The organism is Desulfitobacterium sp. (genome assembly GCF_035539115.1).
In the GTDB taxonomy this organism is placed as follows: Bacteria; Bacillota; Desulfitobacteriia; order Desulfitobacteriales; family Desulfitobacteriaceae; genus Desulfitobacterium_A.
Genome location: NZ_DATLJA010000043.1, coordinates 121,391 through 137,263 on the forward strand (window position 1 = coordinate 121,391; position 15,873 = coordinate 137,263).

A 15,873-nucleotide genomic window follows, 5' to 3' on the forward strand; every position below is an offset into this window, starting at 1 on the left:
ACAGAATGAGCTGCTTTGAGCTATAATTTTTATAGACGATTTGAAAAAGGGGAAAAGGAAGGAAAAAGGTGTTGCGTAAGTCGGTACTGATCCAGGTGAAAGGGACACAGGTTTATCCGGACGGAAGAGAAGATAAGCAGGATTTCCAAACTATTGGTTCGTTTTACAAGCGACAAGGCGATTATTATATAATTTACCAAGAATCCGAAGCGACGGGAATGACTGGAGTTTCGACGACGCTACGGGTTGAGAAGAACAAGCTGACCTTAAACCGGATGGGTTCTGCTGAACAACGGCAAATTTTTGAACCGGGGGTTCTTTATTACTCGACTTATGTGACTTCATTTGCTTCAATTTATCTCAGCGCCTTGACGGAAGAAATGGAGATTGGCTTGACAGAGCTGGGCGGACATATTACTCTAAAATATAACCTATTCACTGATGATGAGAAAATCAGTCAAAATACCCTAATGATTATGATAAAGGAGGATACTCCTCAATGAGTTTATATGAAGAAATCAAAGAAAAGGTCATGGTCAATTTAACTCTGGCGGCTCAATCCGCTCAAACCGCTGGGGAATTGACCTTTGAGAGTTTACCAAATTTCGTTTTGGAAGAACCTCGGGAAAAACAACATGGGGATTTAGCCACAAACTTAGCGATGGTTTTAACCAAACAAGCCCATAAGTCTCCCCGCGAAATTGCCGGAATTCTTCTTAAGTATTTTGTTACGGAGGGAACCTGGATCGAAGCGAGTGAAATTGCTGGACCTGGTTTTATCAACTTTAAGCTGGATTCGACCTGGTTGACGGGAGTGATTCCTCAGATCTTGGACCAAGGAGAAGATTACGGGAAGGTCAACCTCGGACAAGGTAAAAAAGTTCAGGTTGAGTTCGTTAGTGCTAATCCGACAGGGCTTCTTCATATGGGAAATGCGCGGGGCGCAGCATTAGGTGATAGTTTGGCTTCGCTTCTGACCATGGCTGGATACGAAGTGAGCCGTGAATTTTATATCAATGATGCTGGTAATCAGATTCATAATTTCGCTCTTTCGTTGGAAGCACGCTATCTTCAACAGCTAGGTCAGGACGTTCCTTTTCCTGAAGAGGGATATCATGGGGAAGACCTGATCGATACGGTCAAAGGTCTAATAGCCAAGGTCGGGGATAAATACCTTAATGTTGACGCGGAGCTTCGTCGCGAGTTTTTAGTCCGTTATGCCCTGGAGGAAAAATTAACTCAAATTCGTCAGACCCTCGCTGATATGGGTGTGCACTATGACGTATGGTTTAGTGAACAATCCCTACATGACTCGGGAGCAGTCAAAAAAGCAATGGAGGACCTCGAGAAGAAAGGGTATATCTATGAGAAAGAGGGCGCGCTTTGGATGAAGTCTACCCTTTTCGGGGACGAAAAGGATGAGGTGGTCGTTCGCAGCAACGGGACGCCAACATATTTTGCGGCAGATATCGCCTATCATCGGAATAAATTTGAGCGCGGGTTTGATCAGGTGATTAATATTTGGGGAGCAGATCATCATGGGCATGTCGCCCGGATGAAGGGTGCTATGTCGGCACTCGGTTATGATCCAGAACAGTTGGAAATTATCTTGATGCAGCTCGTACGTCTGATCCAAGATGGCGAAGTAGTCCGGATGTCCAAGCGCTCAGGTCAATACATTAGCCTACGTGAATTATTGGATGAAGTGGGAAAGGATGCTGCTCGGTTCTTCTTTATCATGCGAGATCCAGATTCCACCGTTGAATTTGATCTAGATTTGGCCAAGACGGAGTCTTCAGATAATCCGGTTTATTATGTCCAATATGCGTATGCGCGTTTGTGCAGTATTCTCCGACAAGCGGAGGAGTTAGGGTATGAATACTTGGAGATTCCATCGCAAGCGGAGTTGTCTCGTTTAGATAGCACGGAGGAACGAGATCTCCTTAAAAAACTGGCGGATTTACCCTCGGAGATTAGCATTGCAGCGCGTTTAAGAGAGCCCCATCGGATGGCCCACTATGTGCTGGATTTGGCGTCGTTGTTCCATACATTTTATAACAGTCAACGGGTACTCGTTGAAGAGGAAAGTCTGCGGAAGGTTCGTTTATCTTTAATTCGTGCGACGAAGCAAGTTCTAGCGAACGTTTTAGGAATTCTCGGTGTTACAGCGCCAGAACGAATGTAATAGGTTTATGTTTTGATTTCTTTTATTTTTTATGGCGCAGCAGGAATTTTTAGGGATGGGTCGAATATATTGATTTAAATTTAGCTCGATCAGCAGTGAAGGACGGTGGAATTATTTGACCCATCCATTTACATCGAAAGAGCAATCGTCTGATACAGATATTGCCTATCAACTTCTTTTAGTCCAAGGCCATTCCATGTACTATTATGATTTAATTCAAAATGTCCTTAAATCGAGGAATCTTTTGATTGAACCTAGTCAAGTTTCGGCGGTGTTAACGCAAATCAACTTGGACACTCGTTTTTCATACCTGGGGAAGGGTGAATGGGGCCTTACAGCTTGGGTTCCAAGCCGTAGTTCGCGTAAGTTATCATCACTTAGTTCGCTAAGCAAAGGATTAGTCGAAAATGACGACGAGGCAGATTTGGATGAGGAAAAAGAGCCGCTTGTCGAGGAAGGCCTAGATGAAGAATCAGATGAAGAAGTGAAAGGATCGGATGCGTTTCAGGAAGTCTCCTATAAAAAGCCTAGTCATCGTTCTGATGAGGATTCTTGGAATTAATTTGCGCTTTCTGCGGGTTCCTGTCGCTCTCGATATTGACAGTGCCGAATAATGTGGCTAAAATGAAGAGTGGTGGTAAAATAAAGCTAGTGCGTCTTGCGGACTAGCTTTTTTTATGTTTGTTGCTCCTGTTTTCTTACGAAAGGATAAAGAAAACTTACTTCTGGTGGAGTTTTAAACGTATTTGCTCAGAATTTGGTCGAGAAAGGATAGGGAAACATGACGAAGTTTATTTTTGTTACGGGTGGGGTCGTATCCTCTTTAGGCAAGGGGATTACTGCCGCTTCACTGGGGTGCTTGCTAAAGAATAGGGGATTGAAGATTGCAATTCAGAAGTTTGATCCCTATATTAACATCGATCCAGGAACGATGAGCCCTTACCAACATGGAGAAGTCTTTGTAACCGATGACGGAGCAGAGACTGACTTAGATCTGGGTCATTATGAGCGATTTATTGATGTTCCGGTCTCCAAAAGTAGCAATGTGACTACAGGTAAAATCTACTGGTCGGTTATTAACAAAGAAAGAAAAGGAGATTATCTCGGAGGGACGGTTCAGGTCATTCCGCATATTACCAATGAAATTAAAGAACGGATTTATCGGGTCGCTCGTGAATCTCATCCGGATGTTGTCATTACGGAAATTGGTGGAACGGTAGGAGATATTGAATCTCAGCCTTTCTTGGAAGCGATTCGTCAGATGCGGAGCGATCTCGGTCGTGAGAATGTGCTCTATCTCCATGTGACCTTAGTACCCTACCTTGCTGCTTCAAGAGAGTTGAAAACAAAGCCTTCCCAACATTCTGTGAAGGAACTGCGTGGTTTGGGGATTCAGCCCAATGTTTTAGTTTGCCGTGCTGAACATGAGATTTCTGAAGATATGAAGGAAAAATTAGCACTCCTTTGTGATATTGATCGGGAGGCGATTGTTCAAACGGTGGATGCACCAACCATTTATGAGGTACCGTTAACCCTTCAAGAAGAGGGTCTCGACGATATTGTGCTTCGCCATTTCGGGTTAGAAGCTCCTCGGGCGGATATGACCGAGTGGAAGGCGATGGTCGAGCGGATTAAATCACCAACTCGTGAAGTTGAGATTGCAATCGTGGGTAAATATGTTGCGTTACCAGATGCTTATCTCAGCGTAGCCGAAGCGCTTCGTCATGCTGCGACCGAGCAATCGACAAAAGTTAAAATCAAGTGGGTAAACTCGGAAGAAATTGAAGAAAAGTCGGCAGAGGAACTTCTCCAAGGCGTGAAAGGAATTCTTGTACCTGGTGGGTTTGGAAACCGTGGGATTGAAGGGAAAATCGAGGCCATTCGCTATGCTCGTGAAAATAAAGTTCCCTTCTTGGGTATTTGTTTAGGTATGCAATGTGCGATTATTGAATTTGCGCGGAATGTCTGTAAAATGGAAGGTGCAAATAGCACGGAGTTTGATGAGGATACAGCTTATCCGGTCATTGATATTCTGCCTGAACAAAAGGATATTGAAGATAAAGGCGGGACGATGCGCCTTGGACTTTCTCCCGTGAAATTAGAAGAGGGCAGCAAGGTCTACTCGTCTTATCAAGAAGAAGTAATCTATGAACGCCATCGCCATCGTTATGAAATGAATAACCAGTATCGCAAAGAGTTAGAGGATGCTGGGCTGAAATTTTCCGGGACATCACCGGATGGACGCTTGGTCGAGGTCACAGAATATGCGGAACATCCTTGGTTTGTTGCGTCACAATACCATCCAGAGTTCAAGTCCCGCCCGAATCGTCCCCATCCTCTCTTCAGAGACTTTATTAATGCGGCTCTGAAGTAAGAAACGAAAACAGCGTATACTTCCATGGCTTATTAGGCCATGGAATCCTTTTAATTAGATTTAGTTTGTAAATCTAATTAAAAGGCAAGAATTTACTTAGATCAATTTTGGAGGCTGAAAGGAATGCCCTATACTGCGCGATGGATAGATCAAATGGAAAAGGATCGTTTTAACGAATTTATGGCTCGCCATCCCAAAGGTCATGTTTTACAAACCTGGGAATGGGGAGAACTCAAAAGCCAGACAGGCTGGCATCCCTGGCGGCTTATTCTAGAAGATAACGGAGAGATTGTGGCTGCGGTTTCGATCTTGGAACGTAAACTCCCGGTGGTTGGAATTCCTATTTTTTATGCGTCTCGAGGTCCAGTATTAGCTTGGCAGGATGAAAAGTTATTTGATGCACTCTTAGCCGAAGTAAAGAATTTGGCCCAGAAACGGGGGGCGATTTTTCTAAAAGTTGACCCGGATATTCCCTCATCTGAGCAACAGCTGGAGAATTATTTACGCTCATGTGGATTTATATCGGCAGATACGGGAAAAGGATTTGAGGGCGTTCAACCAAAATATGTTTTCCGTTTGGATATTTCTCCAGACGAAGAGACTTTACTTAAGCAAATGCATCAGAAGACTCGCTATAATGTGAGACTCGCTCAGAAAAAGGGAGTAACAACTCGGATCGGGACTAAGGAAGACCTTCCGGCATTTTATCGTGTGCTTAAAGAAACGACCGAGCGGGATCGTTTCCTCGTCCGTTCTTACTCCTACTTTGAAGATATGTATGATTTGCTCTATCCCGCTGGACTAACGGAACTCTTTCTTGCTGAGTATGAGGGCGAGATTGTTTCTGGAACCCTTGCCTTAATCATCGGCAAGAAAGCGTGGTATTTGTATGGGGCATCTTCTAACGAGCACAGAAATGTTATGCCCAATTACTTGATCCAGTGGGAAATGATTCGCTGGGCTAAATCCAAGGGGTGTACCCTTTATGATTTCCGAGGCGTACCAGGTCATTTAACCGAAGATAATCCACTTTATGGACTTTACCGTTTTAAGAAAGGATTTAACGGTGAGTATACCGAGTTTGTCGGTGAATGGGATTTAGTCTACCGACCCTTTGTGTATTATCTCTGGACGCATTTAGAACCGGTATACTCGGATGTTGTTAAAGGGATTATTGGTAAAATTCGGCGTGCTGGAAAAAAACAGAGCAACCAATAAGGAAGGTGCAGAGGATTGAGCGCGACTTGGATTGAGGTTGATTTAGATGCCATCTTAAATAACTATCAGGAAATTGTGAGTCATCTTCAGCCCCAAAGCCGACTGATGGCCGTTGTGAAGGCAGATGCTTATGGCATGGGGGCAGTAGAGGTTGCCCGCGTTCTCCAAGAGGCAGGTTGCGAAGCGTTTGCGGTAACAACGGTTTCCGAAGGCGTTATTCTGCGTGAACGGGGCATTGACGCGCCAATTCTTGTGCTGGGTCCTGTCTTGAAGGACGAATTTGCCGAAGCACTCCAAGCAAATCTGCTGTTAGCTCTCTCTAGTTTAGAACAAATTTCAGATTTGGAGCAGACCGCTTTAACCTTAGGGAAGGAAGCCCAAGTCCATATTAAGTTGGAGACAGGTATGGGTCGAACTGGCTTCTTTTATGAAGACTTAGAAGACCTGGCTCAAGCGCTTGGAGAATGTTCGCACGTCAAGAGCGTAGGAATATTTACCCACTTTGCGCGCGGGGCGCAAAGGGATCGCAACTATACCCAAGAACAGTACACCCGTTTTCAAAGGGGTGTGACGCGGTTAGAAGAATTAGGTGTAAGTGGGCTGTTAAAACATGTCTGTAATAGTGCCGCTTTCCTGGACTACCCGGAATGGCATCATGATTTTGTTCGGATAGGAACTCTACTGATTGGGCATGTCCCGGCACCAAGGTTCGCGGGCAAGCTAAGACTTAGGGATCCTTGGGTTGCTAAAACCCAGATTGTTCATCTCCGAAAAGTACCAAAAGGAACTTTTGCAGGATACCAAAGTATTTACCGAACGAAGAAAGATACGCAGCTTGCCGTTATACCCGTTGGGTATGCCGATGGATTTGGGTTGATACCTCATCTGGTTCCTCAAGGGCTTTGGGATTTTATCAAAATTGTGATTAAAAATTTTCTCGCACTTTTTGGGGTTTATTTAGGAGGAGAGATTGTAACGCTAGGAGGTCGCACCGTGCCTGTTGCAGGAAAGGTAGGGATGCAACTGACGATCTTGGACGTTGGCGATAATCCTTGCCAGCTGGGGGATGAGGTCGTAATTCCGCTGCGAAGGACGTTAGCGAACCCTCGGATCACCCGGATCTACCGCAGAGAAAAAAGAATCTTCTTGAAACGGGAGATGAAAGAAGGATTCCTACCTCTTTATCCAGAATATGCTAATGATGATCTTTAGTGAAAGGGTGAGAGTATGGCTAATATTCTGGTTGTTGATGATCAGCTAGGGGTTAGGCGGTTACTTTATGAGACTTTTCGTGAAGAACAGCACGAAGTACTAATGGCAGCGAACGGTAAGGAAGCACTTAAGATTCTTGAGAATTTTATCCCAGATCTTATCTTGATGGATATGAAGATGCCGGGTATGAATGGGATTGATACGCTGCGACAGATTCGGTCGTTTAACAAGGAAGTGAGTGTCATTATGATGACTGCCTATGGAGATGCTCAAAATTTGGAGCAGGCTCGAGAATTAGGGGTTCTTCATTACATGGGCAAACCGTTTGATCTGTTCGAGCTCAGGGATCGTGTGCGCGACATTTTAGCGCATAAGCAGACTAAGTCTTCACCTAGTCTTTAATAAAAAGAAACAGCATCAATTGTAATGAGTATGTTTATTGGTGTTTTTTTTTTCACTATATGTTTTCCACTTTAACTATTTAGAAGAAATTAAAAATAACAAAACAGTGATTAAGTAATCCTTTATTGGGTTAAGTAAAATAATATACTTGCTTAAAAAGCTCTATCTCAGAATAGCTTGAGCTTACGCAAACTGGCATCGCTTTTCATGCGGTGTCAGTTCTGTTTTAATTTATAAATTCTACAATAGGTAGGGTTCCGTTCATAATGGAAGGTCTTTTTCTATATATTTCGATGATCTTTTTTTTGCCTTAATTGATGCAGGAAAACACCGACCTATGACGAAGTATAGTTCAGTAGAAAGAGGTGGGAATTATGATCCTGACGACTCATACGTCAGTGGCCATCCAATGCCCAAAATGTGGTGAACTAGAGTTTCACGCCCTTTCTCTTTTTGCTTTCGCAGGCAAAGGGCGTGAAAATTTATATTGCCATTGTGGTGAATTGCTATTATCGGTAGCAAGTCGTGATCACCAGCATTTTAACGTTTCGTATCACTGTGCATTCTGTGGCGGAGTACACTATCTGCGGTTAAAACGCAGTGCGATTTGGGGAAAAGCAGCATTGCCGCTGATCTGCCCGGAGGTTGAAGCTTCGACAGGTTTTATCGGGCCAAAACAAAAAGTTACCCAGGCTTGTCATGAACGGGAAAAGTCCATCAGTGAATTGGCGGCAGAGCTGGGCTATGAAGAAGAGTTTGAGAATCCTGAAGTCATGTTAAGTCTTTTGGATCATCTTCATGATCTGGCTAAGGATGGGAGCTTGGAATGCGGCTGTGGTAACAGGCACCTATCTTTCGAATTATTGCCTGATCGAGTCGAGCTTTATTGTGAAGAGTGTGAAGCAGTGGGCGTGATTTATGGAGATAGCACAGAACATATTCGTATTTTCGAAGGAATGATGTCCCTCAAATTAGAAGAGAATAAGACATGGTTAATTAATAGTCCCCAACGGGCTCATCAGCTCGCGAAGGCGAATGAGGAGGAATAAAATTATGAGTCTAGTTCCTATTGCAGAACTGCTGCAGAAGGCACAACAAGGACATTATGCTGTGGGTGCTTTTAACTGCAATAATATGGAGATTGTTCAAGCTATTGTGGCAGCGGCTGAGGCGGAAAAGTCGCCTGTTATTATTCAGGCGAGCCAAGGTGCGATTAAATATGCGGGAATAGAGTATATCTCGGCATTAACCCGGTTAGCGGCTGAAAAGGCAAGTGTCCCGGTTGCTTTGCATTTAGATCATGGAACAAGCTTTGCTCAAGTGGTGCAATGTATCCGTAACGGTTTTAGTTCAGTCATGATTGATGGTTCTAAGCTTTCCCTTGAAGAAAATATTGCCTTGACCAATAAGGTCATCGAAGTGGCTCATCCAATAGGAGTCTCCGTTGAAGCTGAACTCGGGAAAATCGGTGGAACCGAGGATGATATTTCTGTGAGCGAGCGTGAAGCGCTCTTTACAGATCCTAGCGAGGCAGAACGCTTTGTCAAGGAGGCCCCAGTAGACGCCCTGGCTATTGCGATTGGAACAGCACATGGTCAATATAAAGGAGTACCTAAACTTGATTTTGAGCGTTTGAAAGAGATAAGGAAACGGGTTAACACTCCGATTGTTCTTCATGGTTCTTCAGGTGTCCCAGAGGAGGCAATTCGTGAAGCTGTTTCTTTAGGTGTTTGCAAGGTCAATATTGATACAAATATCCGCGAAGCGTTTGTGGCTGCCGCACGTCAAGTGTTAGCGCAGAATCCGAAGGAAATTGATCCACGCAAGATGCTTGGCCCAGCCCGGGAAGCAACAATTATAATCATTCGCGAGAAGATTCGGATTTTTGGTAGCAATGGTAAGGCTAAATAGGAGGATGAACTACTGATGCAATTTTTTCTAGACTCTGCGAACCTGGATGAAATCAAGCAAGCGTGGAATATGGGGGTTATCGCTGGAGTAACCACAAACCCTAGCTTGGTTGCCAAAGAGGGAAAAGACTTTCACGCCTTACTTCAAGAGCTAGTGAAAGTGGTGGATGGGCCGATTAGCGCCGAAGTTATTGCGCTTGACATGAACGGAATGCTTAAAGAAGCACGAGAACTGGCCGGAATGCACAAGAATATCGTGGTGAAAATTCCCATGACGGAAGAGGGTTTGAAGTCGGTTAAGGTCCTCAACCAAGAAGGAATTCATACGAACGTGACCCTGATTTTCAGTGCGGTTCAGGCGTTACTCGCTGCTCGGGCAGGTGCAACTTATGTCAGTCCTTTTTTGGGCCGCTTAGATGATATCGGGGAAAATGGGCTGAACTTAGTGGAAGAAATCTGTGATATTTTCAGTATTCATGCGATCGATACGAAAGTGATTGCCGCGAGTATACGGAATCCGGTGCATGTGACTGAATCGGCGAAACTGGGAGTTGATTTTGCCACCGTTCCCTTTAAGGTTTTACGTCAGCTTTTCAAGCATCCACTGACCGATGCTGGGATTGAGAAGTTCTTAGCAGATTGGAAAAAACTCGGATAATCAGTAAAAGGTCCCTTTTGCGAAAGGGATCTTTCGTTTGTACTAACAGAAAGTATAAGTCTGGGGGCAGATAGTATAAGTGCAACCAGCGGCTTTCGTTTTCCTACGATGAATGTATTTAAGTCCGGCAGGATAAGTGCAACTAGGGCTTCTGCCTTCGCTTTGCTTGGCACAAGCCAAGTTTTCTTTATCCTACGATGAATGCGGTTAAGTTCGGCAGGATAAGGCAACTAGGGCTACCACCTTCGCTCGGGCTTGGTGCTAGCCAAGTTTTCTTTATCCTACGATGCAAGTGGTTAAGTCCGGCAGGATAAGGCAACTAGGGCTACCACCTTCGCTCGGGCTTGGTGCTAGCCAAGTTTTCTTTATCGCTAAAGCTCGGCGAAAGCCGGGTTTTCTTTATACTAACAGAAAGTATAAGTTTTGGGCAGATAGCATAAGTACAACTAAGGCTTCCGCCTACGCTAGAGGCTTGGCGCAAGCCAAGTTTTCTTTATTCGTCTTCGCTAACGCTAACAAGGAAGACCCATTGGGTCTTCACTATTTACCTTGAAACTCCCGAAAAAGTATGGCACAATAAGAGTAAATCAAACAAATATGATGAACAAATAAGTTTTGTTTACCGGATATTTTGATTATAAAAATATGAAAGCGAGGGATCATCTTGGAAAGAGAGCTAACGATGGAATTTGCCCGGGTTACGGAGGCAGCCGCTTTAGCATCTGCTCGTTGGGTTGGTCGTGGAAATAAGGAAGCTGCAGATGATGCGGCTGTTGAGGCTATGCGTTCTGTCTTTGATACCATTCATATGAGCGGTACGGTGGTTATTGGTGAGGGAGAAATGGATGAAGCACCCATGCTTTATATTGGGGAGCGTGTGGGAACGGGAGATGCGCCTGAACTTGATGTAGCAGTTGACCCCTTAGAGGGGACGAATAGCGTTGCAAAAGGTGTAGCGGGAGCGATTGCTGTTGTGGCCATCGCTCAAAAAGGTGGACTCCTGCATGCACCAGATATGTATATGGATAAAATTGCGGTTGGTCCAGCTGCCAGGGGAAGGATTCACCTTGATGCCCCGGTTCTGGAAAACCTGACCAATGTGGCTCAAGCTCTAGGTAAAAGTATTGATGATTTGACTGTTGTTATTTTGGATCGTCCACGGCATCAAAAGTTAATTCAAAATGTACGAGATGCGGGTGCTAGAATTCGTCTCATTTCTGATGGTGATGTTTCTCCAGCCGTCGCTTGTGGCATTGAGGGAAGTGGCGTGGATATTATGATGGGTGTCGGAGGTGCCCCAGAAGGAGTTCTAGCAGCAGCAGCCCTGCGTTGTTTAGGTGGGGAGATGCAAGGTCGGCTCTGGCCGGAAAATGAAGCCGATATTCTGCGAGCTAAGGCTTTAGGGATCGTAGATGTGAACAAACTTCTTACCTTGGATGATTTAGTTCGGTCTGACGATGTTTTTTTTGCCGCCACAGGAATTACGGAAGGCCCGCTCCTACGGAGCGTGAATTTCACCGCTCAAGGCGCTTTAACCCATACGGTCGTGATGCGGGGACAGACCGGAACAGTTCGTTTTATTGAAGCCCAGCATCGGTTCGATAAGAAGCCTCATTATGCGATGAAGGGTGTTTTACAAGAAAACACTCGGGAGTAAAGAGAACTTTCTTCAGGTGGAGTTTCATACTCCACCTTTGCGTATTTATTACCTGGGGTTTGGAAAGAATAACTTAGAATGCCTTTTAGGGCAAATTGATTTTTTCAACCTCGAGGTGGTTTAGAAGAATGATGGTTCAAGAACATGGGCAAAAGCGGTGCGCCCGAGTCGTTTGGGGGAGCGCTGCTTTTTTCATGGCTTTCTTTGTTCTTGCCTATGGTGCAGTTCCGGTGTATTCAAATGGGATTGGAACGGTCGCTTGTTTTTCAGTCATAACGGTAGAACCTGGGCAGGATATTAATGCCTTGGCCAAGAGGTATGCGACTACGACGGATCAGATTCTCAAAGATAATCCGCAAGCACATACGTTTACTCCAGGAGCGACCTTAACCATTCGCGAAAACACGAGAACCGAAGAAGTATCTCGTGGTGTTATGGTTTCTTGGTATTGGCCGGTTCTGGGCTGGATTAGTTCGGATTATGGTTGGCGAGGGTCCAAGGATTTTCATCATGGAATTGATATCGCTTTGCCCATAGGTACGACGATAAATGCTGCTCAAGGTGGTCAGGTAGTCAAAGCAGGCTGGCTGGGAGTCTATGGTTTAGCTGTTTTGATCGATCATGGCAACGGAATCGAAACGTTGTACGGACATAATGATCGTTTGTTTGTCAAGGTCGGGGAGCAGGTTAAAAGTGGTGAGCGGATCGCAATATCTGGAAATACAGGCAATACCACGGGGCCACACCTGCATTTCGAAATCCGGAAAAATGATAAAACAGTGGATCCTTTAGATTATTTGCCTAAGTATGATGTAGCAAGACAGTAACTAGAAAAATAGCGTCACTCTAAAAAGTCTCTAAAAATCCTTTTAGAATAACAGAATCTGTAATCTTGACCGCCTAGGTCTCTTTGTGCTATACTTTTAAAAGTTGACCGGTTTACAGTACGGAAATTTTCAGGCTCGTTAGAACTGATGACAATCCGTTGAATATTCGGTAAGAAAGAAGGTGACGATATGAAAGAAAACATACATCCGAAATATGAGCAAACCACAATTACTTGCGCTTGCGGTGAAGTGATTCATACCGGTAGCACAAGGAAGGATATAAAGGTGGAAGTTTGTTCAAAGTGTCATCCCTTCTATACTGGTGTCCAACGTTTTGTTGATGCTGGTGGACGGGTTGATAAGTTTAAGAAGAAATACGGGATGTAAGACAAAGGACAACGGCCTGCGGTCGTTGCTAGAGAAAAAGCAGAGCGCATGCTCTGCTTTTTACATTTATAACCTAATGATTCTGAGAGGGGACTAGAGGATGAGCAGACCAGTTCAGTATGGCGGGCAAGCTCTGATCGAGGGTGTCATGATGCGGGGACCAAAGGTAACGGCGATGGCTATTCGTCTACCTAATGGTGAGATAGAGGTAACAAAGCGCGAAATTAAGGTTTGGTCAGCACATCTGTTTTGGAAGTTACCCTTAATTCGGGGATTTGTTGCCTTAATCGACTCTTTGATTGTTGGTACAAAGGCGTTAATGTTTTCGGCGAATCGAGCGGTGGGTGAAGAAGAGGGCGAGGAACTCAGTTTCGGAGAGATGGCTTTAACCATGGTGCTGTCTTTGGGCTTTGGACTTCTTTTGTTTGTTGGCTTGCCGACTGGGTTCGCTCATTTGCTCAAAGCAAAAGTTCCTGGTGTGGTGCTCCAGAATCTCCTTGAAGGAGGGATTCGACTCGTTGTCTTCTTCGCCTATATCCTGCTTATCTCTCGGATGAAGGATATTCAGCGGGTGTTTCAGTATCATGGGGCCGAGCACAAAGCGATTTATACGCATGAAGCAGGCTTGGAATTAACGGTGGAGAATGCCCGTCCGTTTTCAACGTTGCATCCCCGGTGTGGGACGAGCTTCCTACTGATTGTGGTTGTCGTCAGTATTTTCGTTTTTGCTTTCCTTGGACTTGATCCTTTATGGTGGCGGATCCTTTCCCGGATTGTTTTAATGCCACTTGTTGCAGGGGTAGCTTATGAAATTCTGAAGTTTTCTGCGCGCCATATGGACTCTCCCAACTGGCATTGGCTGATCGCCCCAGGGCTTCTATTACAGAAGTTAACGACTCGGGAACCGGACGATCAACAACTGGAAGTCGCCTTAGCCGCCTTGCAAGGAGTCCTGGAATCAGGACAGGAACTTTCTTAATATAGTATACTGACCTGATAAAGACCTAGAATTCTAAACTTCGTCTGAAGCTTAGCTGAACAAGGGGCTGAGCGCCATTCATTACTCGCTTCAGAGGCGAAAATCTTAGTGGCGTTACTAGCTATTGGAGAAATCTATTGAGGTGTTAAAATGCTGGAAAAATTAATGGAAATTGAACGCCATTATGATGAATTAACCCAACTACTGAGTGATCCTGAGGTGATTGCCAATCAGGAAGATTGGCAAAAGTATGCGAAGGCTCAAGCGGGAATGACCGAAATTGTTGCGGTCTTTCGTGACTATCAAGGGGTTCTGAAGAGTCTGGAGGATACGGAAAGTCTTCTCAGTGAAAAGCTAGACCCGGAATTAAAAGAAATGGCTGAGTTAGAAAAGAATGAATTGATCTCGAAACGCGAGGCATTTGAGGCGAGAATAAAAGTACTCCTCTTACCTAAGAATCCGAATGATGATAAAAATGTGATTATGGAGATTCGGGCTGGAGCTGGCGGGGAGGAAGCTGCCCTTTTCGCGGGAGATTTGTATAGGATGTATACTAAGTATGCGGAACGCCAAGGCTGGCGGACAGAGTTAATGAGTGCCAGTTACACTGATATCGGGGGCTTCAAGGAAATTGTCTTCCTTGTCGAAGGACATGGAGCCTATAGCAAGTTAAAGTTTGAAAGTGGAGTACATCGTGTGCAACGGATTCCGGCGACTGAATCAGGCGGCAGAATTCATACGTCCACGACGACGGTTGCGGTGTTACCGGAAGCTGAAGAAGTGGATGTCGAGATCAATCCCAATGATTTACGGATTGATATTTTCTGCTCCAGCGGCCCGGGTGGACAGTCGGTAAATACAACTCAATCGGCAGTCCGAATTACCCACCTGCCGACAGGAACCGTGGTATCTTGTCAAGATGAGAAATCTCAGCTGAAAAATAAGGAGAAAGGCCTTCGGGTTTTACGGGCACGTCTTCTAGAAAAGGCACAAAGTGAAGCCCATGGAGTAATGGCTTCAGCTCGCAAGAGCCAAGTCGGTACGGGGGATCGGAGTGAACGAATTCGGACCTATAATTTCCCCCAAGGCCGGGTTACGGATCACCGAGTTGGGCTTACTCTACACCGAATCGATAGTATCCTAATGGGCGACCTGGATGAGATTATCGAGACGCTAATTACCACAGATCAGGCGGATCGGTTAAAGACGGAAGCCTAATGAAGATCTATGAAGCCCTGCAATGGGGAGAACGAAAATTAAAAGAAGCAGAAGTCGATAACCCACGCTGGGATGCGGATCTCCTGTTAAGTCAGGTTATGGGATGGCGCCGGGAACAGCTCTATCTGGAGAGGGAAGGTTTGCTCGCCAACGGACAGTGGGAAAGTTATCAGGCCTTGATTATACGACGTTCTGCTCGTGAACCCTTACAATATATCCTTAAAAATCAAGAATTTATGGGGCTTAGCTTTTACGTTGATGAGCGGGTATTGATTCCTCGAGCCGATAGTGAGATTCTTGTTGAAAAGCTACTTGAGTTTAAAAACTCAACCACCCAAGCTCGAATTCGAATCGCAGACTTGTGTACCGGGAGTGGTGCACTTGCTGTGGCGATCGCCCATTATTGGCCGGAAGCGTCTGTCGTTGGTACGGATTTATCTTCTGCTGCGCTTGAGGTTGCCAGTTACAATGGTCAGCGGAATGATGTCCGAGTGGAATGGCGGAAAGGGGACTTTTGCGAACCAATTCGAGGGGAACGCTGGGATTGGATCGTTTCCAATCCTCCTTATGTACCTGAAGAAGAATATCGCTCGCTAGCCCCAGAAATTTTTAAAGAGCCAGAAATGGCCTTCGTCGGGGCAGAGAACGGTTTGATCTTTTATCAATGTTTGGCCGAGGAGGCCGCATCCTTACTCAACGTTGAGGGGAAAATTTTGATGGAAATCGGTTGGCACCAGGGACAATCAGTCCAAAACCTTTTTCAAAAACAGGGGTTTAAGACCCAGATCTTCCAGGATTATGGAGGACGAGATCGTGTCGTTTGCGCGGAGTTCATAATGAGGTGAA

At 45.1% G+C, this 15,873-nt stretch carries 16 protein-coding genes; all 16 read left to right on the top strand.

The window, feature by feature from the left end; genetic code table 11:
* The first annotated feature begins 68 nt into the window (after window positions 1–68).
* The 16 genes from VM640_RS08690 to prmC all read left to right on the top strand — a co-directional run bounded on the left by VM640_RS08690 (window position 69) and on the right by prmC (window position 15,872).
* Window positions 69–503 carry a YwiB family protein gene (locus tag VM640_RS08690; protein ID WP_325391268.1) on the top strand — a complete coding sequence of 145 codons (435 nt, stop codon included), beginning with the start codon at window positions 69–71 and terminating at the stop codon, window positions 501–503.
* Window positions 500–2,185, top strand: a complete 1,686-nt coding sequence (gene argS / locus VM640_RS08695) for an arginine--tRNA ligase (protein WP_325391270.1) — start codon at window positions 500–502, stop codon at window positions 2,183–2,185. The genes VM640_RS08690 and argS overlap by 4 nt, the downstream gene beginning before the upstream one ends.
* 115 nt (window positions 2,186–2,300) lie before the next feature.
* The gene (gene rpoE / locus VM640_RS08700) at window positions 2,301–2,747 is read left to right on the top strand and encodes a DNA-directed RNA polymerase subunit delta (protein ID WP_325391272.1); all 447 of its coding nucleotides are present in this window, start codon (window positions 2,301–2,303) and stop codon (window positions 2,745–2,747) included.
* A 219-nt stretch (window positions 2,748–2,966) separates the two neighbouring features.
* A complete protein-coding gene (locus VM640_RS08705; RefSeq protein ID WP_325391274.1) occupies window positions 2,967–4,559 on the top strand; it encodes a CTP synthase in 1,593 nt (530 codons plus the stop codon).
* A 123-nt stretch (window positions 4,560–4,682) separates the two neighbouring features.
* Entirely contained in the window at window positions 4,683–5,777 is a 1,095-nt protein-coding gene (locus VM640_RS08710) for a lipid II:glycine glycyltransferase FemX (protein WP_325391276.1), read from the top strand.
* Window positions 5,778–5,792: 15 nt separating this feature from the next.
* Window positions 5,793–6,989: an alanine racemase gene (alr, locus tag VM640_RS08715; protein WP_325391278.1), complete on the top strand. Its 1,197-nt coding sequence runs from the start codon at window positions 5,793–5,795 to the stop codon at window positions 6,987–6,989.
* A gap of 15 nt (window positions 6,990–7,004) precedes the next feature.
* Window positions 7,005–7,391 carry a response regulator gene (locus VM640_RS08720; RefSeq protein WP_325391280.1) on the top strand — a complete coding sequence of 129 codons (387 nt, stop codon included), beginning with the start codon at window positions 7,005–7,007 and terminating at the stop codon, window positions 7,389–7,391.
* Window positions 7,392–7,765: 374 nt separating this feature from the next.
* Entirely contained in the window at window positions 7,766–8,440 is a 675-nt protein-coding gene (locus VM640_RS08725) for a hypothetical protein (RefSeq protein ID WP_325391282.1), read from the top strand.
* 4 nt (window positions 8,441–8,444) lie between these two features.
* Entirely contained in the window at window positions 8,445–9,302 is an 858-nt protein-coding gene (locus tag VM640_RS08730) for a class II fructose-1,6-bisphosphate aldolase (RefSeq protein WP_325391284.1), read from the top strand.
* Between the two features lie 15 nt (window positions 9,303–9,317).
* Entirely contained in the window at window positions 9,318–9,959 is a 642-nt protein-coding gene (gene fsa, locus VM640_RS08735; protein WP_325391286.1) for a fructose-6-phosphate aldolase, read from the top strand.
* Window positions 9,960–10,623: 664 nt separating this feature from the next.
* A complete protein-coding gene (gene glpX, locus VM640_RS08740) occupies window positions 10,624–11,616 on the top strand; it encodes a class II fructose-bisphosphatase (RefSeq protein WP_325391288.1) in 993 nt (330 codons plus the stop codon).
* A gap of 128 nt (window positions 11,617–11,744) precedes the next feature.
* Window positions 11,745–12,443, top strand: a complete 699-nt coding sequence (locus VM640_RS08745; protein WP_325391290.1) for a M23 family metallopeptidase — start codon at window positions 11,745–11,747, stop codon at window positions 12,441–12,443.
* Window positions 12,444–12,632: 189 nt separating this feature from the next.
* Window positions 12,633–12,830 carry a 50S ribosomal protein L31 gene (gene rpmE / locus VM640_RS08750; protein WP_325391292.1) on the top strand — a complete coding sequence of 66 codons (198 nt, stop codon included), beginning with the start codon at window positions 12,633–12,635 and terminating at the stop codon, window positions 12,828–12,830.
* Window positions 12,831–12,930: 100 nt separating this feature from the next.
* Window positions 12,931–13,809: a DUF1385 domain-containing protein gene (locus VM640_RS08755; RefSeq protein ID WP_325391294.1), complete on the top strand. Its 879-nt coding sequence runs from the start codon at window positions 12,931–12,933 to the stop codon at window positions 13,807–13,809.
* 150 nt (window positions 13,810–13,959) lie between these two features.
* Window positions 13,960–15,027, top strand: a complete 1,068-nt coding sequence (gene prfA / locus VM640_RS08760; protein WP_325391296.1) for a peptide chain release factor 1 — start codon at window positions 13,960–13,962, stop codon at window positions 15,025–15,027.
* Window positions 15,027–15,872, top strand: coding sequence for a peptide chain release factor N(5)-glutamine methyltransferase (gene prmC, locus VM640_RS08765; protein WP_325391298.1), 846 nt, complete (start codon window positions 15,027–15,029; stop codon window positions 15,870–15,872). The genes prfA and prmC overlap by 1 nt, the downstream gene beginning before the upstream one ends.
* The last annotated feature ends 1 nt before the right edge of the window (window position 15,873 follow it).